This is a genomic window from Chromobacterium sp. Rain0013 (genome assembly GCF_015291765.1).
Taxonomy (GTDB): domain Bacteria; phylum Pseudomonadota; class Gammaproteobacteria; order Burkholderiales; family Chromobacteriaceae; genus Chromobacterium; species Chromobacterium haemolyticum.
The window spans coordinates 3,711,756-3,737,575 of sequence record NZ_CP031514.1; the positions used below are offsets into that span (position 1 = coordinate 3,711,756).

Consider the following 25,820-nt stretch of genomic DNA (forward strand, 5'->3'; position numbering starts at 1 on the left):
AATGCCGGGCCGGCTCACAACGACAAGAGAAAGGCAGCCCAAAGGCTGCCTTTTCCTCACAACGAGTCAAACATCCATTTCATGACAAAGACAATATATATCAACACAAGACATATATAAGGAATGGCTTGGTCAGGCCCGCGGGATCACTGCACAAACTGCTCGGACCCCACGATGCCCAGCTTGGTTACCCCCAAACGCTGCGACTCCGCCAGCACCATCGCCACCGGCTCGTAACCCGCATCCTTGTTCGGCTTGATGTGAAACTCCGGCTGCGGCACCCGCGCCGCCGCTTCCGTCAGCTTCTTCTCCAAAGCCTCCCGGTTCGCCAAACGCTCCCCGTTCCACAAGATACCGTTGTCCGGCCCAATGTCTATCTGCACCACCACCGGCTTCTCCATCGGCTTCGCCGGACTGCTCACCGGCATGTCCAGCTTCACCGCGTGCGTCTGGATCGGAATCGTGATGATCAACATGATCAGCAGCACCAGCATCACGTCGATCAGCGGCGTGGTGTTCATCTCCACCATCAGGTCGTCGTCGGACGAGCCTACGTTCATTCCCATCTTCCTGCCCCTCCTAGTTCCGCGGCGGCGGTTCGGTAATAAAAGCGATCTTCACGATACCCGCCTGCTGCACCGCCAGCACGATGCGGCCTATCGGGCTGTACTTCGCCCCCAGGTCGCCCCGAATGTGCACTTCCGGCTGCGGGTCCTTCTTCGCCTCCTTCACCAGCCGCGCCAGCAGCTCTTCCTGCGTCTTCACCGGCGTGGTGTTCCAGTAAATAGTGTTCCCGGTGTCCACCCCCAGCACGATGTTCTCCGGCTTGGTCTGCGTCGGAATGTTGCTTTCCTTCGGCAGCGCCATCTTCACCGTCTGCGTCACCACCGGCACCGTGATCAGGAAGATGATCAGCAGCACCAGCATCACGTCCACCAGCGGCGTGGTGTTGATCGCGGACATCACCGCGTCTTCGTCGCCCTTGCCGTGGCCTTGGCCGAATCTTGCGTTGCGCCCTTTCATCGTCGACGCCTCAGCGCGCGTTCAGCAGGCTGGCGTGCAGGCGGCCCGCCACCACTCGCACCATGTCCAGCACCAGCTTGTTGCGACGCACCAGCCAGTTGTAACCCAGCACCGCCGGCACCGCCACGCCCAGGCCGATCGCCGTCATGATCAGCGCTTCGCCCACCGGGCCCGCCACTTTGTCGATCGACGCCTGACCCGACATGCCGATCGCCGTCAGCGCGTGGTAGATGCCCCACACCGTGCCGAACAGGCCGACAAACGGCGCGGTCGAGCCGACGGTGGCCACCACCGACAGGCCGTTTTGCATGTGGTGGCTGGCGGAGTCCACCGCGTCGGAGATGGCCATCGACACCCAGGTGTTGAGGTCCACGCGCCCGGCCAGCTCGCCCTTGTGCTCGGCCGCCGCTTCAATGCCGGCCACCGCCACCGCGCTGAACATGCCTTCGTCGGCCAGTTCGCTGGCGCGCTTTTGCAGCTCCGCGCCGTGCGATTCCAGCAGTTCGCGGCCTTGCTTGAGCAGGCGGCGCTGTTCCAGCAGTTTGACGATGCCGACGTACCAGGTGGCCGCGGACATGATCAGCAGGATGATCAGGGTGCCGCGCGCCACGATATCGCCTTGCGCCCACAGGGCGTCGATGCCGTACGGGTTGCTGGTCACGTGCGCGGTTTCGGCGGCCAGCGCGCTCAGGCTGCTCAACAGGGCCACGGCGGCGAAGGCGGTGCGGGTGATTTTGCTCATGTTCTGGTTCTCCTAGAGATTGCTTGTTCCGGTCGAGGCGCGCTCGCGCTCATTCGCCGGAATCGAGTTTGAAGCCGAATTCCTGGCTCAACAGGCTGTTGGGTTTGCAGCTGTAGCCTTGCAGCGCGGCGCTGATCGCCGACTGGAAGCCGCTGCGGTAGCGCGGCGGGATGCCGCCGTCGAACGAAATATTGGCGATGTGACTGAAGCGGCCGTTGTCGCCCACCTGGAAGGCCACGCGCACCACGCCCTGGATTTCGTCCTGTTGCGCCTTGCTCGGATACTCCGGCGCTTGCAGCTGGCTGCAGTTGGCCTTGGCCGACACCGGTCCCTTGGGCGCTTCCACCGCCGGGGCGGGGGTGGGCGCGGGCTGCGGCGCTGGGTCCGAGGTGGTGGACTGGATGGCGTTGGCCGTGGAGGTGACCGGCGGTGGATTGACCACCGGCGGCACGTAGGCCTGCGGCTTGGGCGCGGCGGTGGGCTGCACCACTTTCTCGATCTTGGGCGGAGGGGGCGGTGGAGGGGGCGGCGGTTCGCTGATGACCGCCACTTCCACTTTTTGCTGGATCACTTTGACCACGCCCTGGGCCAGGCCCGAGACCAGCGCGTAGATCAACAGTGCATGGAAGACGACCACGCCGACCAAGCCCGCGATGCGGCGCTTGGGCGGGGGACCGCCGATTCCTCTGGCTGTGATGCTCGTCATGTTTATATCCACTGTCTTCTGATTCGCCCGGCGGCGGCGCGCCGCCGGGCCCGAGAACGGAGCGGAAACCAGTTCCGCTCCATCCAGTTTCCCGCCGCCTTAGAGCTTGTAATTAGCCCGGAGGAAGAAGGAACGTCCCATCGGATCGGTAAAGCGCGGATCGTAGTTTTGCTGCGTGGTGCGCGTCATCTGATTGGAGTACGGCGGCTCTTGATCGAACAGGTTCTTGATGCCGGCGGTCACCGTCAGTTGCTTGTTCCAAGCGTAGGTGCCGGACAGATTCCAGGTGGAATACGGTCTGACCTGATGGAACGGCTGCCCCTGCTTCAGATAGGGATTGGAATCGGTGTAGCCGGACTTGTAGTTCTGCGCCAACATCGTACTCCACGGACCATAGGACCAGCCCAGCGTCAGGTTGTGCTGCCAGCGGAAGGTAGGGGCACCATCCAGGAAAGTACCCAGATTGCTGTAATACGGGCCGTTCTTCTCGGTCTGATAGGAGTACTTGGACAGATAGGTGCCATCCAGCGTTGCCGTGAAGGTACCCACCGAAGTTTTGGGCAAGACCCAGTTCAGCTTGATGTCGACACCCGCGGCGCTCAGATTGCCCAGGTTGTCGTAGTCGTCGATGATATAGGACAGATTGCCGCTGCCATCCCGTACAAAACGATTCGCGTACTTGGCCGGGTCGGCGAAGATGGCGGTTTCGTCCAGGAAGCTGATCTGGCCCTTGATCATGGTCCACCAGAAGTCGGCGCTGGCGGTGAAGTCCTTGACCGGCTCGATCACCATGCCGAAGGACAAGGAGGACGACTTTTCCGGTTCCAACTTCTTGTTGCCGGCGATTCGTTTATTGCGCTGCATCTTGGTGCAAGCGGAACCATCTGCGCCCGGTGCCGGGTTGACGCCGTCCGGACAAGCGCCGTAATCAACATAGCTGCTGCTGGTCAGCTGCAACTGGTTGGGACGGTAGATGTTGTACAGCGACGGCGCGCGGAAGCCGGTGCTGGCGGAGCCGCGGAACATGACTTGCGAGCTGGGCTGGAACTTGAACGCGACCTTCGGATTGATCGAGCTGTCGGTATCGCTGTAATGGTCGTAGCGCACAGCCAGTTGCACGTCCAGGTTCTTCAATACCGGAATGTCCGCTTCGCCGTAGAAAGCGTAGGCGGAACGGCTGCCGCTGGAGTCTTCGGTCTTGTCCTGGCCAGTGCTCAAGGCATCACGAGTCACCGCTTTGTTGTAGATCGTGCTCAAGGACTCGCGGCGCACTTCCGCACCCAAAGCGATAGCCATCATCCCCGCCGGAAGCTGCAACACTTCGCGGCTGGCCTTGATGTCCGCCATGTCGATGGTGGACTTGGCTTCCTTGGTTTGACCGGTCATGCCCACCGAACGCCAGGCCGCCAGATTGTTGCCGGACAGATCGAACGGATCCAACGCGCCGCTGTTGACCGCGGACTGCATCTTGCTCTTGCTGACATAGCCGGAAGTCAGGTTTTCCTTGATCAGGTTTTCCGAACGCCCGATGCCGGCGCGGTAATCCCAACCGGCGATCAGGCCTTCCATATTCAACATCAAGCGCTGCGTCACCGAGTTGGCCTCGGTCTCGCGATTGCCCAGCGGGATGGTGCGCACATAGAGCTTGTCGAGCTTGGTCGGGTCCACCGCGTTGACGCGGGTGATGTCGCCAGCAGTGGGCAGCGGCGCGTTCTGCGCAGTGGTGATGGTCTCGGTGCGGGTGTATTGCAACGACAGTTCGTGATTATCGCCTATGCGCTTGGTGGCCTTGACCAGGCCGGAAATCTGCTCCACCTGCGGGATGATGCTGGGGTACAGAGAATAGTACTCCAAGCATCGGTTACCAAGCTTAGAGTCACTAACGTATTGGGAAAACGGCGGACGGCAATTTGGCGCGGACGGAGCCACCCACTTGCCGGTGACGCCATCGATATAGTTGCCCGGCCATGCACTAGAGCTGGTACCGGTGAATTTGTTGACTTGGTGGGCGTAGTCGCGCTGCCCCGCCATCACCATGTCCTGCTTCATGTAGTCAATGGCGCCATAGACGTTGAAACCGTCCTGGCCCAGATCGCCAATACCGTAGGAAGCATTGATGCGCTTTTCATCACCGCCGCCATGCTGCGGATTGGCCAGGCTGCCGCCGATGCTGAAACCCTTCAGGCTTTTCTTGGTGATGAAGTTCATCACGCCGCCGATGGCGTCGGTGCCGTAAATGGCGGAGGCGCCGTCCAGCAATACTTCCACGCGCTCAATGGCGGACAGCGGGATGGCGTTCAGGTCGGCGGACGTGCCGTCGATCGCCTGGTTGGCCATGCGGCGGCCATCCAGCAGTACCAGCGTGTATTGATTGCCCAGGCCGCGCAGGCTGGCGAAGGAACCGCCGCCGGAGGAGGAGCCGACAGAGGAGCTGGCGCCTTGCGACGACTGGTTGGCTGCGATGCTGTTGACCACCTGTTCCACGGTGGTCAGGCCTTGCTTGGCCAGATCTTCGGTTTTGAGAATGGTGACGGGCAGCGCCTTTTCCTGCTTGATGCTGCGCTTGATATTGGAACCGGTAACCTCTACCCGATCCAGCTGACCGGAGTTCGCCTCAGCGGCGAATGCGAACGGCGCATGGCTCGCCATGCCGGCCATGGCCAGGGCAAGCACTAGCTGCTTCTTTTGACTTCTCAACTTGATTTCTCCTTAACTGCACACGGAAACCAGCAGCGCTTCTGGCGAACGTTTGCTGGATACTGCAGGTCGTCGACAATCGAACGTCATGACCATGTTTCGAGTGTGTTAAGGATTGTTGCTTCTCGTCAATATTTGTTGAGGGACGATCCACGGTGTCCGGCGGTTTGTTCCAGCTCCCCGTTTGGCGGAGAAATGCGTAAAAATCATGTTAGCGCTTGAAAATCAATAGACTATCCCCCTGATTTTTGCCAGCAGCTTTTACAATCACCTGCTAATTCCATGTCATTTTTTATAGTGAACACCCCTTGCCATTGTTGCTTTTTTGCATTTTTACGACAATTTTGTACAAGAATTTCAGATTAGACTAATTTTGCAAAAACTTATGCATTCGTTTTTTTAATGGCTGGTATGAAAAAAGTCTTCCTCTCATAATCAAAGCCTCCCTGCCTGCCTCCCGCTCAAATAAGAAAAATAACTCTAAAAGCATAAAACCCCGCCACACCAGATGGTGCGACGGGGCTTGATCAAACGACTCTTGGCGAGGATTAGAGTTTGTAGTTGGCTTTCAGGAAATAAGCGCGCCCCACCGGATCCGCCACCACTGGATCAAAGCCATACTGGAAGGTTTTGGTCTGGTTGCTGTAAGGCGGCTCCTGATCGAACAGGTTGCGGATGCCGGCGGTAATGGTGAGCTTCTTGTCCCATACATAGCTGCCGGACAGGTTCCAGTTGGAGTACGGACGCACGTTATGACCTTCATCATTGGGATTCAGGTCGGTATAGCCGGACGAATAATTCTGCACCAGCACTCCGCTCCACGGTCCCCGCGCCCAGTTGAACGCCAGGCTATGCTTCCAGCGCAAGGTCGGCTGCAGAATATCCTTGTACCACCCGCCCAGCGAGCTCAAATAGGGTCCCTTCGGCTCCAACTGCTGCTGGTACTTGGAAGTGTAGGTGCCATCCAGGTTGACGCTGAAATTGCCCAAAGCATTCTTGGGCAAGCGGAAGGCCAGGCTGATGTCCACGCCGGCCGCGCTCAAGGTACCCAGGTTCTGAGTGGTGGTGATCACATGGTTGAGCGAGCCGTCCGCGTTGCGCACGAACTTGTCGGCGTACTTGCCCGGGTCGGCGAAAATCACGCCGGGGTCCAGCGAGTTGATGGTGTCTTTCACCGTAGTCCACCAGAAATCCGCGCTGGCGGTGATTTCCTTGATCGGCTCAATCACGATGCCGAAGGTCAGCGAACTGGCCTTCTCTGGCGACAAATTGTTGTTGCCGCCCTGCAAGGCTTCGAACTGGGTGTTGCAATCGTCCACCTTGTTGCCGCCGTTGGCCGGCGTGCCGCCCGGGCAACGCAAGGGGTCGTTGAACTTGTTGGCGGTGTAGGTCTTGCTGTTGGGCGTGAACACATCGTACAGCGTCGGCGCGCGGAAGCCCTTGCTGGCGGAGGAACGGAACAAGACCTGCGGGATAGGCTGGTACTTGACGGCGACCTTCGGGTTGAAGGAGCTGCCGAAGTCGGTATAGCGGTCGTAGCGCGCAGCCAACTGGGCGTCGAAGTTTTTGAAAATCGGAATATCCGCTTCCACATAGGCCGCGGTCACGCCGCGGCTGCCGCTGGTGGACTTAGAATCGGCGATGCCGGACCCCAGCGCGAACTGGGCGATGTCCTGAATCTGGCTGTCCAGTTTCTCGCGCCGGGTTTCCACGCCGAAAGCCGTCGCCATCATGCCGGCCGGCAGCTGCAACACCTCCTTGCTGACCTTGAAGTCCGCCATCACCGTCTGGTATTTGGCGATCCAGCCGTCGCCCTTCAGTTCAGTGCTCTGCCAAGCGCCGGGCGCAGAATCTCCAAAGGGATTGATGGTGCCGTCCTGGAAAGCGGCGGCGATCTTGTCGCCGTGCACATAGCCGGACTTGTAATTGATGGTGGTCTTGTTTTCGGAGTAAGCCACCCCGCCGCGGTAATCCCAGCCCGCCAGCAAGCCTTCGGCATTGAAAGCCAGCCGCTGCGTGGTGGATAGACTCTCGGTCACGCGCGGCCCCAGCGGCACCGAGCGCGAGTTGATCACCACGGCGCTGCCGTCGGTGGGCGTGCCGTCCGGCAAATGGGTGGGATAATACTTGTCGCCCGCCTTCAGGGTGGCGATCTTGCTTAGCGGCGCCGGCGAGATATGCGTGGTGCTGACGTTGCGCGCGCCCATGTACTGCAGCGACAGCGTGTGATCCCCAATCTGCTTGGTGCCCTTGACGAAGGCGGTCAGTTGTTCCACCTCCGGCGTCAGATCCATGTAGAGGTTGGCGTTTTCGCCACAGGAGTTGGCGTCTATCGGCTTGGCGTACGGTGGTTTGCAATTGGGCGCAGCCGGGTTGTAGGCGTTGCCCTTGTAAGTGAAGTTGGATGGGAAGACTCGGCCGCTCAGGTTGTCCGCGGTCAGGTATTTGTTGGCGAAGGAACGGTTCAGCGTGGTGATGGCGTCCAGCTTCTGGTAGCTCAAGGAGCCGTAAACGTTGTAGCCGTCCTTGTTCAAGTCGCCGATGCCGGCGGTGATGCTGGCGCTGCCGGTATTGCCGCCCTTGTGATCGGTGGACACCAGTTCGCCCCCCACCGTCACGCCTTGGTAACTCTTCTTGGTAATGAAGTTGATCACGCCGCCGATGGCGTCGGTGCCGTAGATGGCGGAGGCGCCGTCGCGCAGTACCTCGATGCGCTCAATCGCCGACAAGGGAATGGCGTTCAAATCCGTGGCGTAACCGCCAATCGCCTGGCTGGCGACGCGACGGCCGTCCAGCAGCACCAGCGTGTACTGCGACCCCAGACCGCGCAGGCTGGCGTAAGAAGCGCCGCCCGACACGGACTGCACCGACGAGGCGCCCACCATGCTGGACTGGTTGCTGGCCAGCGAATTCACCACCTGCTCCACCGTGGTGAAACCCTGCTTGCTCATTTCCTCGGTGCGCACCACCGTCACCGGCAGCGCCTTTTCTTGCTTGATGCTGCGCTTGATGTTGGAACCGGTGACTTCCACCCGATCCAGGGTGCCGCTGCTGGACTCCGCCGCCCAGGCGCTGCCGGCTTGGCCGCCCAGGCCTGCCAGGGCCAAGGCAAGCACCAACTTCTTCTTGCTAGTTCTCATGATTTCTCCAGTCATGTGCCTAACCTGCTTAGCGCGCTTCTCTAGACACGCTTTCAGCAGATCATCCAGCCACAGACTATTTGTCATATGGCCTGACACGATGCTTGAAGCATTTATTACAGACGGTCAATCAGCATCACGATTCGTCACATATGGCCTTCCCGCCCATGGCTGCCTCCAAAGCGGAAAACACCATGCCCCAACCTTCCGTAAAGACCGCCGGCAAAGGGTTTCATGCCATGAGCAAGCATGAGCCCTCGTTGTGAAAAGCGCAGCGGCGCGTTGCCTTTTTGCCAATAGGCTGCGCCGCGCAACACTTTCATGACATGTGTAAAAATCAGAAAGACGATTAAATCAATGCGTTTAACTCATATCTGTAGAGGACAGCGCCAAACACCGGCTCATGGCGCAAGACCCGGCTTGCAGTCCTCTAAAGAAACCGTGCGCTCCGGCTGTCCGGCCAACTGCGCTCGCATCGCCTGGCCGGCCAACTCGCGCCCTTCAAGCAAGCGCGGCTCCGCGCTGAAATTGACTGTCAGCCGGCTGCCGTCGGCGAAACGGGTCTGTTGAGCTAGGCGATCCGGCGTCAACCAGGCAAAGCCGGTCATGGCCTGAGTCGCCAGTTGTCGGTGCAAGGGCCGAAACACCTGATCCGCGCAACGCATCAGCGGCAGCCGCCTCGTCAGGCTTTCCGCGCTCACATGCCAGAGCGGCGGCGTGTTGTACAACCATTGCGCCAATAGATTGTCGGCATAGGCGTTGCTGAACTTCAGGTTGTCGTACAGCCAGTGATTGGTGGTGACGATGGAGTCGTGGAACACCGCCTGATAGAGCGGCAGCCGGTAGCGCGGCTGGTAGTAAATGTTCAGATAGGGTTGCTTTAAGGGTACCGAGCGGAAAAACACCTCGGGCTGATCCGCCGGAAACCAGCGGCCCAGGAAGTACGGCGACTTGGGGTTTTTCTGCAAATCGGGATCGCCCCACCCCAGCACCGGCACCTGCATGCCGTGCGCGAAGGCGATTCCTCGCGAGGTGGCCGCGTTGCCGTTCTCAGACCCCACCGGCACGCCGAAACGATCCCTCACCCAGGCCATGCTGCGTTCGTTGCCGGCCGCCACGTCGGCCTGGCTCATGCGCCGGCCCGGCGTGTAATCGTCAAACACCATGCCGGTGGCGTAGGCATCCAGAAACCAGCTGTTGAAGCCCAAAGCCTTATGCAGCGCCTGGCTGCGCTGACGCAACACAGGCCGCACGCATTCCGGATTGGTGTAATAACCGGACTGCTGGAAACCGCTCTTGCGCCGGCCGCTGGCCAAGGTGATGCCACAGTCTCGATACGCGGCGGCGCCCTGCTGCGCCGTCAGCCAGTCCTCGCGCTTCCCTGGCGGCGAGGCGGTTTGGTAGGAGTCGTAGGACGCCATCAGGTAGCCGGCGCGCACGCCCTCAGCCATCGCTTGCGGCTGCCACAAGCCCCCTTCCCAATTGTCCACCCCCAGCCATAGCCGCTCCAGTCCGGCCGCGCTCAAAGCCCGGAGCGTGCGGCGTGATAAGCCGCCGCCCCAATCGTCCGGCTGAGCCAAGGCTGCGCCGAACACCGCTCTCACCTCGCGCCGCAAGCGGCGGTAAGGCGCGGCCAGCTTGCTCCACTCCGGCGCGGCGCTCAGCCAATCGGCCCGCGCCTCCGCCGCGGCCGCCTGGTTGAACGCCGTCAACAAGACCCGACGCTGGTAAGCATCCGGCCGAGCCGAAGCCGCCCGCAGCGCCGCGACGGCTTCCGCGTCGAAGCGCCCTCTCAAGCGCCGCGCCAGCGCGCTGTCGCCGCGCAACAGGCTCACCCAGCGTCCCCAGTCGCGCACATCGGCCGCACCCAGCAAATCGTTGCCCCATAGATAGACATGACTGGCGCCCACCAGCTTGGCGGTTTCCGGCTGCGCGCGCATCTTGTCCGCCAGGCTTTCGAAGCGCCCCGCCTCGAACAACCATTGCCGATAACGTTTGGCTCCGGCCAAGGGGTCCCCGTCCGCCAAGTGCAACAGCAGCGTCATCGGTTCTTGTCGGTTCAAGACGTTGAAGTCATGACTCAGCGCCAGCCCCAGACCGGCGCCATCCCGGCTGACCTTCAAACGATTGTTGAAGGGGTTCAGCAGCAGCCAATGCAAACTGCTTGCGCCGTAATCCATGCCCCACAGAGGCAGGCTGAGATTTTCCGAGGTGTTGAGCCCGTCGCCGGCGAAGCGCGGCAGGAAATCCAGCCACAGCGGATCGCCGGCCGGCGCATAGCTGCCCTCCGCCAAGGGCAGCAGCAAGCCGCGCCCCATCGCCGCCGCCGGCTGCCGCAGCAGCGGCATGGTTTCCGCTGCTCCGGTCCCGGCCTGCACCGTCAACGTCAGGTCCGGACCATCCAGGCGCGCGCTCAAGCGATAACGATCGTGCTCCCAGGACCATGCCGCCCCGGCCGCGTCCGCGCTCAGGTTCGCCACTTCCCGCGCGGGGCCACCCGTCGACACCTCCAGCGGCGGTTGTCCGGCCGGCGTCGCGGTCACCGCCAGGGTGGCCGGGTCCAGCGCCACCCGCCACTGGGCGTTTTCCAAGCGGATCTGCGCCCAGGCGCTCAAGGGCAGGCTCATTGCCGCCAGCGCAAAAACAAGGGAACGGGGGGATATCGACATCGCGGGCACTCTCCATATTCGAATCAAGATGAAGAGATTAGAAAGGCAAAGGCCGTCGCGATTGTCAGGCGAATGTCAGGATTTCAACGCGGCCCGACCTGGCGGTGCGCCACCCTCAGAACCAATTGACCGCGCGCCTCGACGCGAACCAAGGCCACGCTCTGCCATAGCTCGCCCGGGCTGGACGGCCAGCGCAGCGCCTCGCCCAATTCCCGCCGCCGCCACCAGACAAAACCGTAATCGCTGCGCCTCAGCAGCGATTGCTCCAGCCAGGGCTGCGCGCAAGCCGCGCGCGGCGGCGGCAAGCGCGATACCGCCAGCGGGCTGCGCGACAGCCAGTCCAGATTGGCCACCTCCGGCAACGCCAGCTCGGCCTGCCATTGCCGGCCGGCGGCGCTAAGCTGCAACCGATAGGCCCCCGCCGCCAGAGGCCGGCTCAAATCCGCGCTTTCCAAGCGGAAATCTTGGCCGTCCTCCCGCTCCAGCAAGCCGCCGCGCAACAGATCATGCCCGTGCGCGTCCAATAAGCGCGCGTCCTCCAGCGCGCCGTGCCCGCTCAGCACGATCCGGTACGCGCGCGAGAGCGGCATGTCGCGCTGCGCCAGCTCCAGCGTCAAACGCGGCAGCCAGGCCGGCAGCGTCAACGGCGCGTCCTTGCCACAATGCTCGGCGCTCAGCGCCGCCAAAGCCTGGGTCCAAGCCCGCCGCTGCGCCTGGCTGCGCAGAGCCGGCCAGCTTTCGGACAGCGCGCGCCAGGCGGCGTCATCGTCCGCCCCCAGCAAGGCTCGGTTAAAAACAGCCAACGGATCGGCGCAGGCCGGCGCGGCCAGCGCCAGCCACAAGCACAATGCGCGCCGCATCAGAGCTTCTCCAGCCGGTAACCGACGCCGCGCACGGTTTCGATGCCAAGGCCGGGCAGTTTCTGCCTCAGTTGCAGAATATGCGTGTCCACGGTGCGAGTGGATGGGAAATGCTCATAACCCCAGACCTGGTTCAGCAATTCGTCGCGGCTCATCACCCGCCCGGCCATGCGCGCCAACAACGCCAGCAGTTCGAACTCGGTGCGCGTCAAGGCCACTTCCCTTCCCCGCCAGTTCGCCGACTGCCGGGCGGGCTGCAAACTCAAGGCTCCCAGGCTCAGGCTGCCGTCACCCAAAGGCCGCAGCTGAGCGCGAATCCGCGCCAGCAATTCCGCATGGGCGAAGGGCTTGCTCAGATAGTCCCGCGCCCCCGCCTCCAGCCCGGCCACCCGGTCGCCCACCTCCACCCGCGCCGTCAGCACGATCACCGGCAAGGCTTTCTGCGCCAGCCAGCCGGGCAAATGCCGCAGGCTATCGCCGTCCGGCAAGCTGCGGTCTAGAATGACCAGATCGGCGCGCAGCCACTGCGCGGCGGCCTCTTCCGCCCGCCGCAGCCACAGACAGCGATAACCGGCGTCCTCCAAAAAACGGCTCAGGCCATCGCCCAGCGTTGCGTCGTCTTCAATCAGCAGCAAAGTATTCATAAAGGGGAGTCCTGTTGCGGCGCTCGTTTGGCAGGCAGTTGCAAGCTAAACCGGGTGGGCGGCCCAGACAGGCGCAAGCGTCCGCCCAGCCGCGCCAGCACCCGCCTGACAATGGCCAGGCCCAAGCCCATGCCCTCGCCGCCGCTGCCCCGCCGCGTCAGCCGACGCAGCCGGTAATCCGCCAAACGGCCGCCGTCGCACACCGTCAGCGTCAGGCTGCGGCCGTCCCAATTCGCCAGCAATCGCCACGGCGGCCGGCCATGCCGACGCGCGTTGACCAGCAAATTGTCCAAGCACAGGCCCAACCAATAAGCAGGCAGCAGCAGCGTCGCGTCCTCGTTCAGGCAAAAAGCGGCCTGATGCCGCTCCGCGATCGCGTCCAGCCATTCCGCCAGCCGCACCGCTTGCCGTCGTTCGTCCAACCTGTCGGCGGACAAATAATGACGGCTGGCTTCGGCCAACTGGCGCAGGCGGCTGACGCCGCCGGCCAAATGTCCAAAATGATCTTGAGCGGAATCCGGCAAGCGATCGAAGTCCCGTCGCAGCCCTTCCACCACGCCGGCCAGGCCGGCGATAGGCGTGCGCAGCTCATGGGTCAGCATCTGCAGGGCGAAACGCCGCTCCCGCTCCAGACGCCGCCGCTGCCAAGCCAGCCAGCCGCCGCCGGCCAGCGCCAGCCCGGCCAGCCCCGCCCATAGAGCCCGCCAAGACCAGGCCGACGCCGGCGCGGGGTTCAAACACAAGCCGTCCAAACGCTCCACGCAGGCGCCCGCGTCCGCAGACACCCTCACCCCAACCGCTTCCGCTCGCTCCCGCCAGGCCGCGGCCGGGTAAACCCGCCAGTAGCCGTCGCGCAGCCGCCACAACGCGCCGTCCTGCCACAACCAGTGCGCGCCGGCCAGCAAAGCGTCCAGATTGTCGTCGGACAAGGCGCCCAACAGTCCCAGCTCATCGTTGCGCTCGCGCACATGCAGCCAGTCCGTCGCCTCCGCCTTAGGCCGCCCTTGCCGCCAATGCGCGGCGCTGCTGCCGCCCAGGGGGTGGACCGGATGCCGTCGCAGCCAATCATCCGGCAAACGCCCGTCCGCACAGCGTCTGCGTTCAAAATCACGCCATAGCGCCGGCACGGACGACACCTCGCCCTCGCAGCCGCGCTCGTGCGCCGCCAATTGCCGCAAGGCGCGCAGACCGTAGCGGGACCAGGCCGGCTGCAAGGAGGCCGGATCAATCAAGCCTTCGTCCAGCGACTGAATCCGAGCCAGCGCCAAAGACCGCGCCGGTGCGGATTCCGCCAAGACGGCGTCCAGCCTCGACGACAGCTCCCCGGCCCAGGCCGCATGACAGATCAGCAAGCAACAACACAGACGTAGCATCATGCGCCGCATTATACGGAAAACCCTCCACCGCTCGGCTGACAGCCCGTCGCGAATCCGCTAGCATGCGTTTCCGGCTCATGACACAAGATCGGCATCCACGTGAAAGCAGGCTTTTCCTTCTTCGCCACCCGGCGCTTCTTTCCGCTGTTCGGCACCCAGTTCCTGGGCGCGTTCAACGATAACCTGCTGAAAACCGCCATCGTGGTGCTGATCAGCTTTCACGGCCTCAGCCTGGCCGGCCTGCCGCCGGAACAGCTGGTCAACTTGGCCGCTGGCGTGTTCATCCTGCCCTTCTTCCTGTTTTCCGCCACCGCCGGCAAGTTGTCCGAACGCTACGACAAAGCCGTCATCGCCCGCTGGATCAAGCTGGCCGAAATCGCCATCATGCTGTTGGCCGGCGCCGGCTTCTTCCTTCACTCCGCCGGCCTGTTGCTCGGCGCGCTGTTCCTGATGGGCGCTCACTCCGCGTTTTTCGGTCCGCTCAAGTATTCTGTGCTGCCGCAATATCTGAAGGAACACGAATTGGTGGGCGGCAACGGTCTGATCGAAATGGGCACCTTTCTCGCCATCCTGATCGGCCAGATCGGCGGCAGCATGCTCACCACCGGCGGCCCCTACCTGATCACCGCCACCTTGCTGGCCACCGCCCTGCTCGGTTACGGCGCCAGCCGCGCAATGCCGCCGGCCCAGCCCGGCGCGCCAAAGCTTAAGCTGTCCTTCAATTTCCTCAAGGATTCCGTGCTGCTGATGCGCGACGCCTGGCGCATCCGCGACGTGCGCTGCGCCATCCTCGGCATTTCCTGGTTCTGGTTGATGGGCGCGGTTTACACCACCCAGTTGCCCACCTTCACCCGCCTGCACCTGGGCGGGGACGCCGGCGTCTACACCCTGCTGCTGGCGCTGTTCTCCATCGGCATCGGCCTGGGCTCGGTGGTCTGCGCCAAGTTGTCGCAAGGCAAGCTGCAACTGGGCATGGTGCTGGTGGGCAGCGCCGGCATGACGCTGTTCGGCGGCGATCTGGCGCTATCGGCCATGCAGCACTATCGCGGCGAGCTGATCGGCCTGAGCGAGTTCCTGGCTCGCGCCGGCAGCTGGCGCAATATGGTCGACGTGGCGCTGCTGGGCTTCTTCGGCGGTTTCTTCACCGTGCCGCTGTACACTTGGCTGCAAACCGCCAGCCCTGACGATTTCCGCTCCCAGGCCGTGGCCGCCAATAATATCGCCAACGGCTTCTACATGGTGGCCGCCGCCATCGGCAGCGCGCTGGCGCTGAAGCTGTACGACAGCATCGCCATCCTGCTGCTGGCCACCGCCGCGCTCAACATCCTGGCCACGCTGCATCTGCTGAGTGCCGCCCCGGTGATTTGGCGACAGCGGCTGGACTGGCTTCGGGCGCTGCGCGGCTGATTAGAGAAAACCACGCGCCTCTGCCCCCTCTCGCTCAGCCTCGTTGATCCCATGAAAAAAACCGCCCCGATGCCTCGGGGCGGTTTCACAATACGCTAGGCTTTCATTGCGGCGCACAGTAAGTCGGCTCCGCGGGACAATAAGAGCGAGGAAGACAACGCCCATCCCAGAACCATCAACCCGATTCCCGCCACGCACAGCGCCATACGTTCATGGTTCATGCATTTCTCCAAATAATTCACCGGCGATCTTGCCTGGCTTGGGGAGATGCACAACAGGCGCTGATAATCCGCTGCCTTTCACCAAACAGCGAGGCAAGGCGAAAACGAGCGAAAAAGCGGTTTGAGATGGTTTTCAACGCTCTTGCCTAAAATCTCGCTGAAGCACAGTGGACATTGAACAGGGTCTTAACGGCGGCGCCATAAAAAAGCCCGCCATGGCGGGGACCATAAGCGGGCGTGCGGTGCCGGATGCGGACCGAAACCGGGGCATCCAGCGCGGCAAGCTTTAAGCAAGCACCTTGGCCGCGGCGTCGCGCAGCGCGGTGCGCAGGCCTTCCTCTATCACCGGGTGGTAGAACGGCATCTCCAGCATCTGGGCGATCGTCAGGCCTTGCTGATGGCTCCAGGCCAGCAAGTGGGCCAGGTTCTCGGCGCGCGGGCCTATCATTTCCGCCCCTATGAAGCGGCCGCTGGCGCGATCGGCGTAAACATGCAGCAAGCCTTGGTTGACGCCCATGACCCGGCTGCGGCCCTGATCTTCGAAACTGACTTCGCCCACCACGAATTCGCCCTCCGGCAAATCGGCGAAGCGGCTGCCCACCATCATCATTTGCGGGTCGGAAAACACCACGGCGATGCTGGAGCGGCGCAGGCCGGGCCGTACCGCCGGATACAGCGCGGCATTGTCGCCGGCGGTCTTGCCTTCGTCCGCGGCCTCGTGCAACAGCGGCAGGATGTTATTGGCGTCGCCTGCGATGAAAACCGGCGAGTTCCCGCACTGCAGGGTCCGCGGATCAAACTTGGGCACGCCGCCCGCATCCAACTCCAGACCGGCGTTCTCCAGCGCCAGGCCGCGCACATTGGGCGCGCGGCCGGTGGCGGCCAGCACGTAATCGAAACGCTCGCAAACCTCCTCGCCGTCCAGGTTGACGTAGCGGATTTGCGCCTTGCCGTCGGCCAAACCCATTTCCAGTATCTTGGCGTCCGGGTCCAGATAAAACTCCCGGCCCAGCGTCAGGCTGGCGTAGTCGCGCACCGCCGGATCGGACAGCGGCCCAACGCCGCCTCCGCGACCGAACACGCGTACCTTGACGCCCAGCCGGGACAGCGCCTGACCCAGTTCCAGACCAATGACGCCGGGACCGAACACCGCCACGCTTTCCGGCAGCGTTTCCCAGTCGAACACATCGTCGTTGATGATCAATTTGTCGCCGAAGGCCTGAAACGGCGGCGGGATCAACGGCGAAGAACCGGTGGCGATCACGACGCGGCGCGCTTGCACCAACGTGTGTTCGTCTACCTGCAAAGTGGTGTTGTCGATAAAGCGGGCGTAACCGCGCAGCCGGTCTTGCGGCGGAATGCTTTCCACGCCATTGAGCACGAAGCCGACGAAACGATCGCGCTCCCGCTTGACTCGGTCCATCACCTCGCGGCCGTCGATGCGCACTTCGCCATCGATATGCACGCCGAAGGGCGCGCTGTGGCGCGGCTGGTGCGCGGCCTCGGCGGCGGCGATCAGCAGCTTGGACGGCATGCAGCCGACGCGGGCGCAGGTGGTGCCGTAAGGGCCGCCTTCAATGACCACGGCGCTGGCGCCGCGAGCCTTGGCGGCGCGGTAGGCTGCGAGGCCGGCGGTGCCGGCGCCGATCACGGCGACATCGATGTTCAAGGTATGCATCTCATTCCTTTCGGTATCGGGATACGGCACGGCACGCTGGGCATGCCGTCTCGTATCCCGGTAAAAAAAGGGCCGGACGGAGCATCCGGCCCGCAACAACTCCGGAGGCGTCAGGGCCCGAGCCACCGGGGGACGAACACGGTTGAGGCTTACTTGGAGAAGTACTTTTCCACTTCGTCGGCGGAGCCGATCAGCTGGCCGTTGATGAACACCTGCGGCGCGGTCATCTTGCCGGCTACGGCGCCCAGCACCTTGCCGCGCACCTTGTTGTCCAGCGGCACTTCAACGAAGTCGTAGCCGTTTTCGCTCAGCACCGCCTTGGCGCGCGCGCAGTGCGGGCAGCCCGTCTTGGAGAACACCACCACTTGGTCCGGCTTCTTGGCGCTGGGGTTGATGTAATCCAGCAGGGTATCGGCGTCGGACACCTTGAACGGATCGCCCGGCTCTTGCGGCTCGATGAACATCTTGTCCACCACGCCGTCCTTCACCAGCATGGAGTAGCGCCAGCTGCGCTTGCCGAAGCCCAGGTCCTGCTTGTCCACCAGCATGCCCATGCCCTCGGTGAAATCGCCGTTGCCGTCCGGAATCATCACCAGGTTCTGAGCTTCCTGGTCCTTGGCCCATTCATTCATCACGAAGGTGTCGTTGACCGATACGCACAGGATGGCATCCACCCCGTTGGCGAAGAAGGCCGGCGCCAGCTCGTTGAAGCGCGGCAGGTGGGTAGAAGAACATGTGGGGGTGAACGCGCCCGGCAGCGAGAACACCGCTACGGTTTTGCCGTCGAACAGCTCGGCGGTGCTGACATCTTTCCACTCGTTGTTGTCACGAACACGGAAAGTGACATTCGGTACGCGTTGGCCTTCACGGTTTTGCAACATGGCGAGACTCCTTGTTTGGATTGACTGACAGGTTTAATAAATCGATTGGTGCATTCTGATAGCTGACGGCAAATTCGTCTAATTGATTGTGCCAAGGCTGCTGATTTGCTTTTTTAATCGACAAGCAAGCGGCCTCACTAACCGTTAAAATTGCATAAACAAACCAACAATCAGGCCAACGCGGTGAAGATTCTGATTCTCGGCGGCGGACAGGTCGGCGCCAATGTGGCGGAGAACCTGCTTTCGGAAAACAACGACATCACGGTGGTGGATCAAAATGCCGCGCGGCTCAAGCAGCTGCAGGACAGGCTGGACATCCGCACCGTGGCCGGCAACGCCGCTCACCCGCAGGTGCTGGCCGAGGCCGGCGCGGCGGACAGCGACATGGTGCTGGCGCTGACCCGCGACGATGAAACCAATCTGGTGGCCTGCAAGATGGCCGAAGCCTGTTTCAACATCCCCACCCGCATCGCCCGCATCCGCTCCAGCGACTACTTGGCGTCCGAGCACGGCGACCCGCTCGCCCATTTCGGCATCGAGTCCGCCATCTGTCCGGAACAGATCGTCACCGACCACATCTATCAGCTGTTCGCCTACCCCGGCGCGCTGCAAGTGCTGGACTTCGCCGACGGCAAGCTGCAGCTGGTGGTGTCGCGCGCCCACTCCGGCGGACGGCTGCTGGGCATGCCGCTGCGCAATATCCGCGAACACATGCCGGACGCGGATTGCCGCGTCTGCGCCGTCCACCGCCGGGACAAACTTCTGGTGCCGGACGGCGACACCGTGCTGGAGGAAGGCGACGAGGTGTTCTTCGTCGCAGCGCGCGAACACGTGCAGGCGATGCTCAAGGAGCTGCGCTTCAGCGAGCGGCCCTTGCGACGCATCATGATCGCCGGCGGCGGCAACATCGGCTACCGGCTCGCCAAACTGCTGGAAAACGATTTCAGCGTCAAAGTGATAGAGACGCGGCCGGAGCGCGCTCAGTGGCTGGCGGAACGGCTGGAGCACGCGCTGGTGCTGCGCGGAGAAGCCACCGACGAAGAGCTGCTGGACGCCGAGAACGTGGACGAGATGGACGTGTTCTGCGCGCTGACCAACGACGACGAAGACAACATCATGTCCACGCTGCTGGCCAAGCGCATGGGCGCGCGACGGGTGGTGGCGCTGGTCAACCGCACTAGCTATGTGGACCTGCTGGAAGGCCATCGCATCGACATTGTGATTTCTCCCCACCTGTCCACCATCGGCTCCATCCTGGCCCATATCCGCCAGGGCGACGTGGAGGCGGTGCATCCGCTGCGCCGCGGCGCGTCCGAGGCGATGGAGGTCATCATCCACGGCGACGCGCAACAATCAAGGCTGACCGGCCGCCGCATCGATCAAATCGACATGCCCCACGGCAGCCACATCGTGGCGGCCATCCGCGGCGAACAGGTGCTGATGGCGCATCACGATCTGACGGTGGAAAACGGCGACCATCTGATCATCTTCCTATCGCGCCGCCGGGTGATCCGCCAGGTGGAAAAACTCATTCAGGTCAAACTGGGCTTTCTGTGACCATGCACCTCACCGGCTTGCACCACGTGGCGATCATCGCCTCAGACTACGCCCGCTCGCGCGACTTCTACCACCGCATACTGGGCCTGCCAGTGCTGGCCGAGCACTGGCGAGCGGAGCGCCAGTCCTGGAAGCTGGACCTGGCGATACCGGGCGGCGGCCAGCTGGAGCTTTTCAGCTTTCCGTCTCCGCCGCCTCGCCCCACGCGGCCGGAAGCCTGCGGCCTGCGCCACCTGGCCTTCGCCTGCTCCGACATCGCCTCCTGTCGCCAAAACCTGCTGGCCGAAGGCGTGGCGGTGGAGGATATCCGCGTGGACGAATACACCGGCGCTCGCTTTTTCTTCTGCGCCGATCCGGACGGCTTGCCGCTCGAGTTCTATCAGCCGCGGGACTGAGACATGCGCAAGATACTCGCCATCCTCTACGTGCTGTCCAAGCTGATCATGCTGTTTTCCTGCACCTTCCTCGCGCCGGCGCTGGTCTCCATCTTGTACCGCGACGGCGCGCTGGACACCTTCGTCACCGCCGCCGTGGCCGGGCTGGCCATCGGCCTGACGCTGTGGTCCGCCACCCGGCGTTACCAGCGAGAACTGAAGCCTCGCGACGGCTTCATTCTGGTGACAACGCTGTGGGTGGGGTTTGCCATTACCGCCTCCTTTCCCTTCATGCTGGCGCGTCCGGACATGCCGTTCAGCCATGCGTTCTTCGAAGCGATGTCCGGCCTCACCACCACCGGCTCCACGGTAATCAGCGGCCTGGACACCCTGCCGGCATCGCTCAACTTCTGGCGCCATTTCCTCAATTGGATGGGCGGCATGGGCATCATCGTGCTGGCGGTGGCGATACTGCCCATTCTCGGCATCGGCGGCATGCAGCTGTACAAGGCGGAAACGCCGGGGCCGATGAAAGACAGCAAGCTGGCGCCGCGCATCACCGAAACCGCCAAGAACCTGTGGCTGGTCTACAGCGGCTGGACGCTGGCGGTGGCGTTGGCGCTGAAAGCCGCCGGCCTGAGCTGGCTGGACGCGGTGTGCCACGCCTTCGCCGCGCTGTCGCTGGGCGGCTTTTCCACCCGCGACAGTAGCGTCGGCGCCTTCGACTCGCTGCCGGTGGAACTGATCCTGAGCTTCGGCATGATAGTCGGCGCGATGAACTTCGCCACCCACTTCCTGGCGCTGCGCCAGCGCTCGCTACGCGCCTACCTGCGCGACCCGGAAGCCAAGGCCATGCTGTGGCTGCTGCTGGGCAGCATCCTGGCGATGAGCGTCTACCTGTGGGCCCACCATGTCTACGACTTCCCCACCGCGTTGCGCCACGTCAGCTTCAACCTGATCTCCATCGCCACCGACAGCGGCTTCGCCAGCGTGGACTACGCGCGCTGGCCCATCTTCGTGCCTTTGTGGATGCTGTTCCTGTCCAGCATCACCGCCTGCTCCGGCTCCACCGGCGGCGGCATCAAGATGGTTCGCACCCTGATGCTGAGCAAGCAGAGCATCAACGAAATGACGCGGCTGCTGCACCCGGCAGCGGTGCGGCCGGTGAAAATCGGCGGCAAAGTGGTGCCGCAAGACGTCATGCTGTCGGTAATGGGCTTCATATTTGTCTACTGCATGTGCATAGTGATATTAAGCTTCGCGCTGATCGCCAGCGGCCTGGATTTTCTCAGCGCCTTCACCGCGGTGATCGCCTCGATCAACAACGCCGGGCCAGGGCTCGGCGTGGTCGGCCCGGCGTCGAACTATGCGTCGCTGTCCGACTTTCAAATATGGATTTGCAGCCTGGCCATGCTGTTGGGCCGGCTGGAAGTGTTTACCCTGCTGATCCTGTTCACGCCGGCCTTCTGGCGCAAATAGGACGCGAAGAATTTACCCGCCGCGCGCGGGTCTGAACCAAAGCGGCGCTCAGCGCCGGATAATAAAGACGAAACCGGATCATGAACCCTATGACATTCACCGCCCCAAGCCGCATGCTCGCCCTCAGCCTGGCGCTGACGGCCGCCCTGCCCGCCTTTGCGGGCGCCGACGACGAACTGATCGCCGCCCGCGACGCCTTTCGCGGCAACAAGCTGGGGCAGCTGGCCAGCCTGGCGGGCGGCATGCCGTCCAACTACCCGCTGAAGGACTACCCGGCCTACTGGCTGGCGCTCAAGGCGCTGGACAGCGACGACGACGGCCCGGCCCAAAACTTTCTGGCCCGCGTGGACGAAGGCCTGATGCCCGAGCGCGTGCGCAACGAATGGCTGAAAAAGCTGGCAGCTCGCGAAAGCTGGAGCCGCTTCGCCGCGGAATGGAAAAAACTGCCGCCGGAAGGCCGTGACGAAGAATCCAGCTGTTACGGCCAGCTCAACGAACTCAATCAGGGCAAGACGCCCACCGACCTGGACCGTTTCCTGGAAAGCCGGCCGCTGCCTGAGGGCTGCAACCGCCTGATCGCCGAGGCGGCGCGGCGCGGCGTCCTGAAACGGGACTGGCTGTGGCAACGCGCTCGCCTGCTGCTGGCCGGCAACTACCTGAGCCAGGCCCGCCAGCTGGCTTCCAATACCGGCTTGCCGCTGGACAATGCCGCGCTCAGCAAACCCGCCACCGCCGACCTGTCCACCCCCGGCGGTCAGGAAGCGGCCGTCTACGACATCGTAATCAAGGGCAAGGCCAATATCAGCAACGGCCTGGGCAAGCTGCTCGAACACGAAAAATCCTTAAGCAAGGAGCGCGCCGGCTTCGCCTGGGGCCAGCTGGCGCTGCTGTCGGCACGCAAACAGCAGGCGGCTCAGGCGCTGCAATGGTTCGACAAAGCCGACGCCGATCAACTGACCGCCGAACAATGGGAATGGTGGGCGCGCTCCGCCCTGCGTCTGGAGCAATGGACCCAGCTGGAGAAAATCATCCGCTCCATGCCGGCCAACGTCGGCGCCAAGCCGGCCTGGCGCTACTGGCGCGGCCGCTCGCTGCAACAGCTGGCCCGGCAGAACGAAGCCACGCCGCTGTTCAGCCAGGCCAGCGTAGGCCACAACTACTACGCGCTGCTTTCGCTGGAAGAGCTAGGCAACAGCCTGTCCACCCCGGCCAGCAAGAGCGGCCCCAGCAAGGACGACATCAAGCAGATGAGCGAGGAACCGGCGGTCAAGCGCGCGCTGGCGCTGCTGGAGCTGGCCGAACGCCACGTCAAGCCTGAATTCCGCGCCGACGCGCAGCGCGAATGGCGCTGGGCGATGCGCAACCGCAGCGACATCGAACTGCTGGCCGCCGCCGAAGTGGGCCGCCGCGCCAGCTTCTACGACATGGCCATCTACAGCGCCGAGCGCACCAAGGAAGAACACGATTATTCGCTGCGCTATCTGACGCCCTACCGCGATGTCACCCAGCGTTACGCCAAACAGTTGGATATCGACGACGCCTGGGTCTACGGACTGATCCGCCAGGAAAGCCGCTTCATCACCATGGCGCGCTCCGGCGTCGGCGCATCCGGCCTGATGCAACTGATGCCGGCCACCGCCAAATGGGTGGCCAAAAAAATCGGCCTGGGCCAGTACGCGGTCAACGACATCGAAACCAATGTGCAACTGGGCACCTGGTATTTGCGCTATGTGCTGGACAGCCTGTCCAGCAACGAAGTGATGGCCACCGCCGCCTACAACGCCGGCCCCGGCCGCGCGCGCGCCTGGCAAGCGGACCGTACGCTGGACGGCACCATCTACGCGGAAACCATCCCCTTCACCGAGACCCGCGACTACGTGCAGAAGGTGATGGCCAACGCCGCTTACTACTCCAGCACCTTCGGCCACGCCAACATCTCCTTGAAGAACCGCATGGGCGTGGTGCCGGCGCGCTGAAAACCTGCGCCGCCCCAAGGGCGGCGCCCTCTCCCACAAGCACCATAAAGAGCCTGTTCAAAGGCTAGCGAGCTAGAACGAGACAAGGCGAAACCATTGAGAAAGCGAAATCTACATGCGCTGTATGAGCTTTTCGAAATCGTTTTTTAACGCCGTATCGCCGACGCGCAGCGGGCTTTGAACAGGCACGAAGAAAGGGAACCCATGACGTATCAACGCATCTGCATCATCGGCGGCAGCGGCTTCATCGGCAGCTACATCGCGGAACGCCTGACCGAACAAGGCTGCCAACTGACTATCGCCACCCGCCGGCGCGAACGCGCCAAGGCCTCGCTGCTGGTACTGCCCGGCGCGCAGCTGGTGGAGGCGGACATTCACCACCCGGAAGCGCTGAAATCATTGATTTCCGGCCACGACGCGGTGATCAATATGGTGGGCATCCTGCACGGCAACGCCGCGCAGTTCGACAAAGCCCATGTGCAATTGACCGAAAAAGTCATCGCGGCCTGCCAAAGCCTGGGCGTGCGCCGGCTGATCCATATCAGCGCGCTGGGCGCCGATGAACGCGGCCCCAGCCTGTACCAGCAAAGCAAGGGCCGCGCCGAGGCCCGCGTGCGCGAGAGCGGCCTGGAGTGGACCATACTGCGGCCGTCGGTGGTGTTCGGCCATGGCGACAGCTTCCTCAATATGTTCGCCAGCCTGCTGCGCAAAGCGCCCTTTCTGCCGCTGGCCGGCGCGCATACGCGCTTCGCGCCGATCTGGGCCGGCGACGTGGCCCATGCGGTGGAGGCCAGCCTGTCGCGCCGCGCCGCCATCGGCCAGAACCTGGACTTGGCCGGCCCCGGCGTCTACACGCTGGCGGAACTGGTGAGCCTGGTGGGCCGCCACATCGGCAAGCCGCGGCCGGTGATCGCGCTGCCGCAAAGCCTGGCCATGCTGCAGGCCGCGTTAATGGAATGCCTGCCCGGACCTACGCTGATCAGCCGCGACAATGTGCGCTCGCTAAGCGTGGACAACATCAGCGATCAACCCTTCCCCTCCGCGTTGCTGGGCTTCAGCCCCACCGCCCTGGAAGCCTTGGCGCCGGGCTTGCTGGGCAGCGATGAATTCAATCTGACAATGTCCGCCTACCGCCGCCAGATTGCGCGCTGAACGGAAAGAATCAATGCAATGCTATATCGTCGGCGGTGCCGTGCGCGACCGCCTGCTGAAACTACCGGTAAAAGACCGTGACTGGGTGGTGGTGGGCGCCAGTCCGCAAGAAATGCTGGCGCTGGGCTACAAACCGGTGGGCAAGGACTTCCCGGTGTTCCTGCACCCGGACACCCACGAAGAATACGCATTGGCCCGCACCGAACGTAAAACCGGCAAGGGCTACCACGGCTTCGCCGTCTACGCCGCGCCGGACGTGACGCTGGAGCAGGACCTGGCGCGGCGCGACCTGACCATCAACGCCATCGCCGAAGCCCCGGACGGCAGCCTGATCGACCCCTACCACGGCCGGCGCGACCTCGAAGCCGGCGTTTTGCGCCACGTCAGCCCCGCCTTCGCCGAAGACCCGGTGCGTATTTTACGGCTGGCGCGTTTCGCCGCCCGTTTCGGCTTCACCGTGGCCGACGACACCATGGCGCTGATGCGGAAAATGGTGGCGGACGGCGAAGCCGACGCCCTGGTGGCGGAGCGGGTATGGCAGGAATTAGCCAAGGGTTTGATGGAGGAGCGGCCATCGCGCATGTTCCTGGCCCTGCGCGCCTGCGGCGCCCTTGCCCGCGTGCTGCCGGAAGTGGACGCACTCTTTGGCGTGCCGCAACGCGCCGACCATCATCCGGAGATAGACACCGGCGACCACGTGATGCGGGTGCTCGACTGCGCCGCCGCCGAAGGACTGCCGCTAACGGCGCGCTTCGCCGCGCTGACCCACGACCTGGGCAAGGCGCTGACGCCGGCGGAGGTGCTGCCGCGCCACATCGGCCATGAGGCCGCCGGCGAAGCGCCGCTGCTGGCCTTATGCCAGCGCTTGCGCGTGCCGGCGGACTGCCGCGACCTGGCGCGCATCACGCTATTGAGCCATACCAAAGTACACTGTGCTTTCGAATTAAAGCCAAGCACAATACTACGATTGTTCAAGCAAACCGACGCCTTGCGGCGGCCGGAGCGCTTCTTGCTGATGCTGGACGCCTGCCGCGCGGACGCGCGCGGACGCTTGGGTTTTCACGACCGGCCCTATCCGCAGGCGGACTATCTGTCCGCGCTGCTGGACGCGGCGCTGGCGGTGGATGCCGGCGGCATCGCCCGTCAGTGGGAAGACAAGCGCACCCTTCCGGAAGCGATAGACCGCGCCCGGACCCGCGCCATCGCCGTCCGCAAGGAGCAACTGGAGACGCACTGAC

General features: G+C 63.3%; 19 protein-coding genes. 7 read left to right on the forward strand and 12 right to left on the reverse strand.

What is annotated here, in order from left to right:
• Nucleotides 1-146: 146 nt before the first annotated feature.
• The 10 genes from DXT74_RS17085 to DXT74_RS17130 form a co-directional block, all read right to left on the reverse strand.
• The gene (locus DXT74_RS17085; RefSeq protein WP_231138169.1) at nucleotides 147-560 is read right to left on the reverse strand and encodes a biopolymer transporter ExbD; all 414 of its coding nucleotides are present in this window, start codon (nucleotides 558-560) and stop codon (nucleotides 147-149) included.
• Nucleotides 561-579: 19 nt separating this feature from the next.
• A complete protein-coding gene (locus DXT74_RS17090) occupies nucleotides 580-1,023 on the reverse strand; it encodes a biopolymer transporter ExbD (protein WP_043631007.1) in 444 nt (147 codons plus the stop codon).
• 10 nt (nucleotides 1,024-1,033) lie between these two features.
• Nucleotides 1,034-1,765: a MotA/TolQ/ExbB proton channel family protein gene (locus DXT74_RS17095; RefSeq protein WP_043631004.1), complete on the reverse strand. Its 732-nt coding sequence runs from the start codon at nucleotides 1,763-1,765 to the stop codon at nucleotides 1,034-1,036.
• Between the two features lie 49 nt (nucleotides 1,766-1,814).
• Entirely contained in the window at nucleotides 1,815-2,471 is a 657-nt protein-coding gene (locus DXT74_RS17100) for a hypothetical protein (RefSeq protein WP_043631835.1), read from the reverse strand.
• 99 nt (nucleotides 2,472-2,570) lie between these two features.
• Nucleotides 2,571-5,168 carry a TonB-dependent siderophore receptor gene (locus DXT74_RS17105; protein ID WP_231138211.1) on the reverse strand — a complete coding sequence of 866 codons (2,598 nt, stop codon included), beginning with the start codon at nucleotides 5,166-5,168 and terminating at the stop codon, nucleotides 2,571-2,573.
• Nucleotides 5,169-5,716: 548 nt separating this feature from the next.
• Nucleotides 5,717-8,308 carry a TonB-dependent siderophore receptor gene (locus DXT74_RS17110; protein ID WP_052370580.1) on the reverse strand — a complete coding sequence of 864 codons (2,592 nt, stop codon included), beginning with the start codon at nucleotides 8,306-8,308 and terminating at the stop codon, nucleotides 5,717-5,719.
• 401 nt (nucleotides 8,309-8,709) lie between these two features.
• Nucleotides 8,710-10,977 (reverse strand): glycoside hydrolase, encoded by a 2,268-nt coding sequence (locus DXT74_RS17115; protein WP_194426550.1) that lies wholly within the window; start codon nucleotides 10,975-10,977, stop codon nucleotides 8,710-8,712.
• Between the two features lie 83 nt (nucleotides 10,978-11,060).
• Nucleotides 11,061-11,837: a DUF2861 family protein gene (locus tag DXT74_RS17120; protein WP_194426551.1), complete on the reverse strand. Its 777-nt coding sequence runs from the start codon at nucleotides 11,835-11,837 to the stop codon at nucleotides 11,061-11,063.
• A complete protein-coding gene (locus tag DXT74_RS17125; protein WP_043638643.1) occupies nucleotides 11,837-12,481 on the reverse strand; it encodes a response regulator transcription factor in 645 nt (214 codons plus the stop codon). The genes DXT74_RS17120 and DXT74_RS17125 overlap by 1 nt, the downstream gene beginning before the upstream one ends.
• A complete protein-coding gene (locus DXT74_RS17130) occupies nucleotides 12,478-13,857 on the reverse strand; it encodes a DUF3404 domain-containing protein (protein ID WP_194426552.1) in 1,380 nt (459 codons plus the stop codon). Before DXT74_RS17130 ends, DXT74_RS17125 begins: the two co-directional genes overlap by 4 nt.
• A gap of 99 nt (nucleotides 13,858-13,956) precedes the next feature.
• Here DXT74_RS17130 and DXT74_RS17135 point away from each other — a divergent pair, with 99 nt between their 5' ends.
• Nucleotides 13,957-15,264: an MFS transporter gene (locus tag DXT74_RS17135; protein WP_194426553.1), complete on the forward strand. Its 1,308-nt coding sequence runs from the start codon at nucleotides 13,957-13,959 to the stop codon at nucleotides 15,262-15,264.
• A gap of 507 nt (nucleotides 15,265-15,771) precedes the next feature.
• On the opposite strand, the gene DXT74_RS17140 is transcribed toward DXT74_RS17135, so the two are convergent.
• Together DXT74_RS17140 and DXT74_RS17145 are read right to left on the reverse strand one after the other, a co-directional pair.
• A complete protein-coding gene (locus DXT74_RS17140; protein WP_194426554.1) occupies nucleotides 15,772-17,163 on the reverse strand; it encodes a dihydrolipoyl dehydrogenase in 1,392 nt (463 codons plus the stop codon).
• A gap of 149 nt (nucleotides 17,164-17,312) precedes the next feature.
• A complete protein-coding gene (locus DXT74_RS17145) occupies nucleotides 17,313-18,044 on the reverse strand; it encodes a glutathione peroxidase (protein WP_043593907.1) in 732 nt (243 codons plus the stop codon).
• A 183-nt stretch (nucleotides 18,045-18,227) separates the two neighbouring features.
• Between DXT74_RS17145 and trkA the strand changes: the two genes are divergently transcribed.
• The 6 genes from trkA to DXT74_RS17175 all read left to right on the forward strand — a co-directional run bounded on the left by trkA (nucleotide 18,228) and on the right by DXT74_RS17175 (nucleotide 25,819).
• The gene (trkA, locus tag DXT74_RS17150; RefSeq protein ID WP_194428121.1) at nucleotides 18,228-19,601 is read left to right on the forward strand and encodes a Trk system potassium transporter TrkA; all 1,374 of its coding nucleotides are present in this window, start codon (nucleotides 18,228-18,230) and stop codon (nucleotides 19,599-19,601) included.
• A 2-nt stretch (nucleotides 19,602-19,603) separates the two neighbouring features.
• Nucleotides 19,604-19,996 (forward strand): VOC family protein, encoded by a 393-nt coding sequence (locus tag DXT74_RS17155; RefSeq protein WP_179140828.1) that lies wholly within the window; start codon nucleotides 19,604-19,606, stop codon nucleotides 19,994-19,996.
• A gap of 3 nt (nucleotides 19,997-19,999) precedes the next feature.
• A complete protein-coding gene (locus DXT74_RS17160; protein WP_179140827.1) occupies nucleotides 20,000-21,454 on the forward strand; it encodes a TrkH family potassium uptake protein in 1,455 nt (484 codons plus the stop codon).
• Nucleotides 21,455-21,534: 80 nt separating this feature from the next.
• Nucleotides 21,535-23,430, forward strand: a complete 1,896-nt coding sequence (locus tag DXT74_RS17165) for a lytic transglycosylase domain-containing protein (RefSeq protein WP_231138212.1) — start codon at nucleotides 21,535-21,537, stop codon at nucleotides 23,428-23,430.
• A gap of 204 nt (nucleotides 23,431-23,634) precedes the next feature.
• Nucleotides 23,635-24,582 carry a complex I NDUFA9 subunit family protein gene (locus tag DXT74_RS17170; RefSeq protein ID WP_194426555.1) on the forward strand — a complete coding sequence of 316 codons (948 nt, stop codon included), beginning with the start codon at nucleotides 23,635-23,637 and terminating at the stop codon, nucleotides 24,580-24,582.
• Between the two features lie 13 nt (nucleotides 24,583-24,595).
• Complete coding sequence (locus DXT74_RS17175; protein WP_081556735.1) at nucleotides 24,596-25,819, forward strand: multifunctional CCA addition/repair protein; 1,224 nt, start codon at nucleotides 24,596-24,598, stop codon at nucleotides 25,817-25,819.
• The last annotated feature ends 1 nt before the right edge of the window (nucleotide 25,820 follow it).

Bases quoted from the DNA above. Each gene is read 5' to 3' on its own strand.
- DXT74_RS17155 (WP_179140828.1), top strand. From the start codon at position 19,604: ATGCACCTCACCGGCTTGCACCACGTGGCGATCATCGCCTCAGACTAC.
- DXT74_RS17160 (WP_179140827.1), top strand. From the start codon at position 20,000: ATGCGCAAGATACTCGCCATCCTCTACGTGCTGTCCAAGCTGATCATG.
- DXT74_RS17090 (WP_043631007.1), bottom strand. From the start codon at position 1,023: ATGAAAGGGCGCAACGCAAGATTCGGCCAAGGCCACGGCAAGGGCGAC.
- DXT74_RS17085 (WP_231138169.1), bottom strand. From the start codon at position 560: ATGAACGTAGGCTCGTCCGACGACGACCTGATGGTGGAGATGAACACC.
- DXT74_RS17100 (WP_043631835.1), bottom strand. From the start codon at position 2,471: ATGACGAGCATCACAGCCAGAGGAATCGGCGGTCCCCCGCCCAAGCGC.
- DXT74_RS17175 (WP_081556735.1), top strand. From the start codon at position 24,596: ATGCAATGCTATATCGTCGGCGGTGCCGTGCGCGACCGCCTGCTGAAA.
- DXT74_RS17125 (WP_043638643.1), bottom strand. From the start codon at position 12,481: ATGAATACTTTGCTGCTGATTGAAGACGACGCAACGCTGGGCGATGGC.
- DXT74_RS17120 (WP_194426551.1), bottom strand. From the start codon at position 11,837: ATGCGGCGCGCATTGTGCTTGTGGCTGGCGCTGGCCGCGCCGGCCTGC.
- DXT74_RS17095 (WP_043631004.1), bottom strand. From the start codon at position 1,765: ATGAGCAAAATCACCCGCACCGCCTTCGCCGCCGTGGCCCTGTTGAGC.
- DXT74_RS17115 (WP_194426550.1), bottom strand. From the start codon at position 10,977: ATGTCGATATCCCCCCGTTCCCTTGTTTTTGCGCTGGCGGCAATGAGC.
- DXT74_RS17110 (WP_052370580.1), bottom strand. From the start codon at position 8,308: ATGAGAACTAGCAAGAAGAAGTTGGTGCTTGCCTTGGCCCTGGCAGGC.
- DXT74_RS17165 (WP_231138212.1), top strand. From the start codon at position 21,535: ATGAACCCTATGACATTCACCGCCCCAAGCCGCATGCTCGCCCTCAGC.
- DXT74_RS17145 (WP_043593907.1), bottom strand. From the start codon at position 18,044: ATGTTGCAAAACCGTGAAGGCCAACGCGTACCGAATGTCACTTTCCGT.
- DXT74_RS17170 (WP_194426555.1), top strand. From the start codon at position 23,635: ATGACGTATCAACGCATCTGCATCATCGGCGGCAGCGGCTTCATCGGC.
- DXT74_RS17130 (WP_194426552.1), bottom strand. From the start codon at position 13,857: ATGATGCTACGTCTGTGTTGTTGCTTGCTGATCTGTCATGCGGCCTGG.
- DXT74_RS17140 (WP_194426554.1), bottom strand. From the start codon at position 17,163: ATGCATACCTTGAACATCGATGTCGCCGTGATCGGCGCCGGCACCGCC.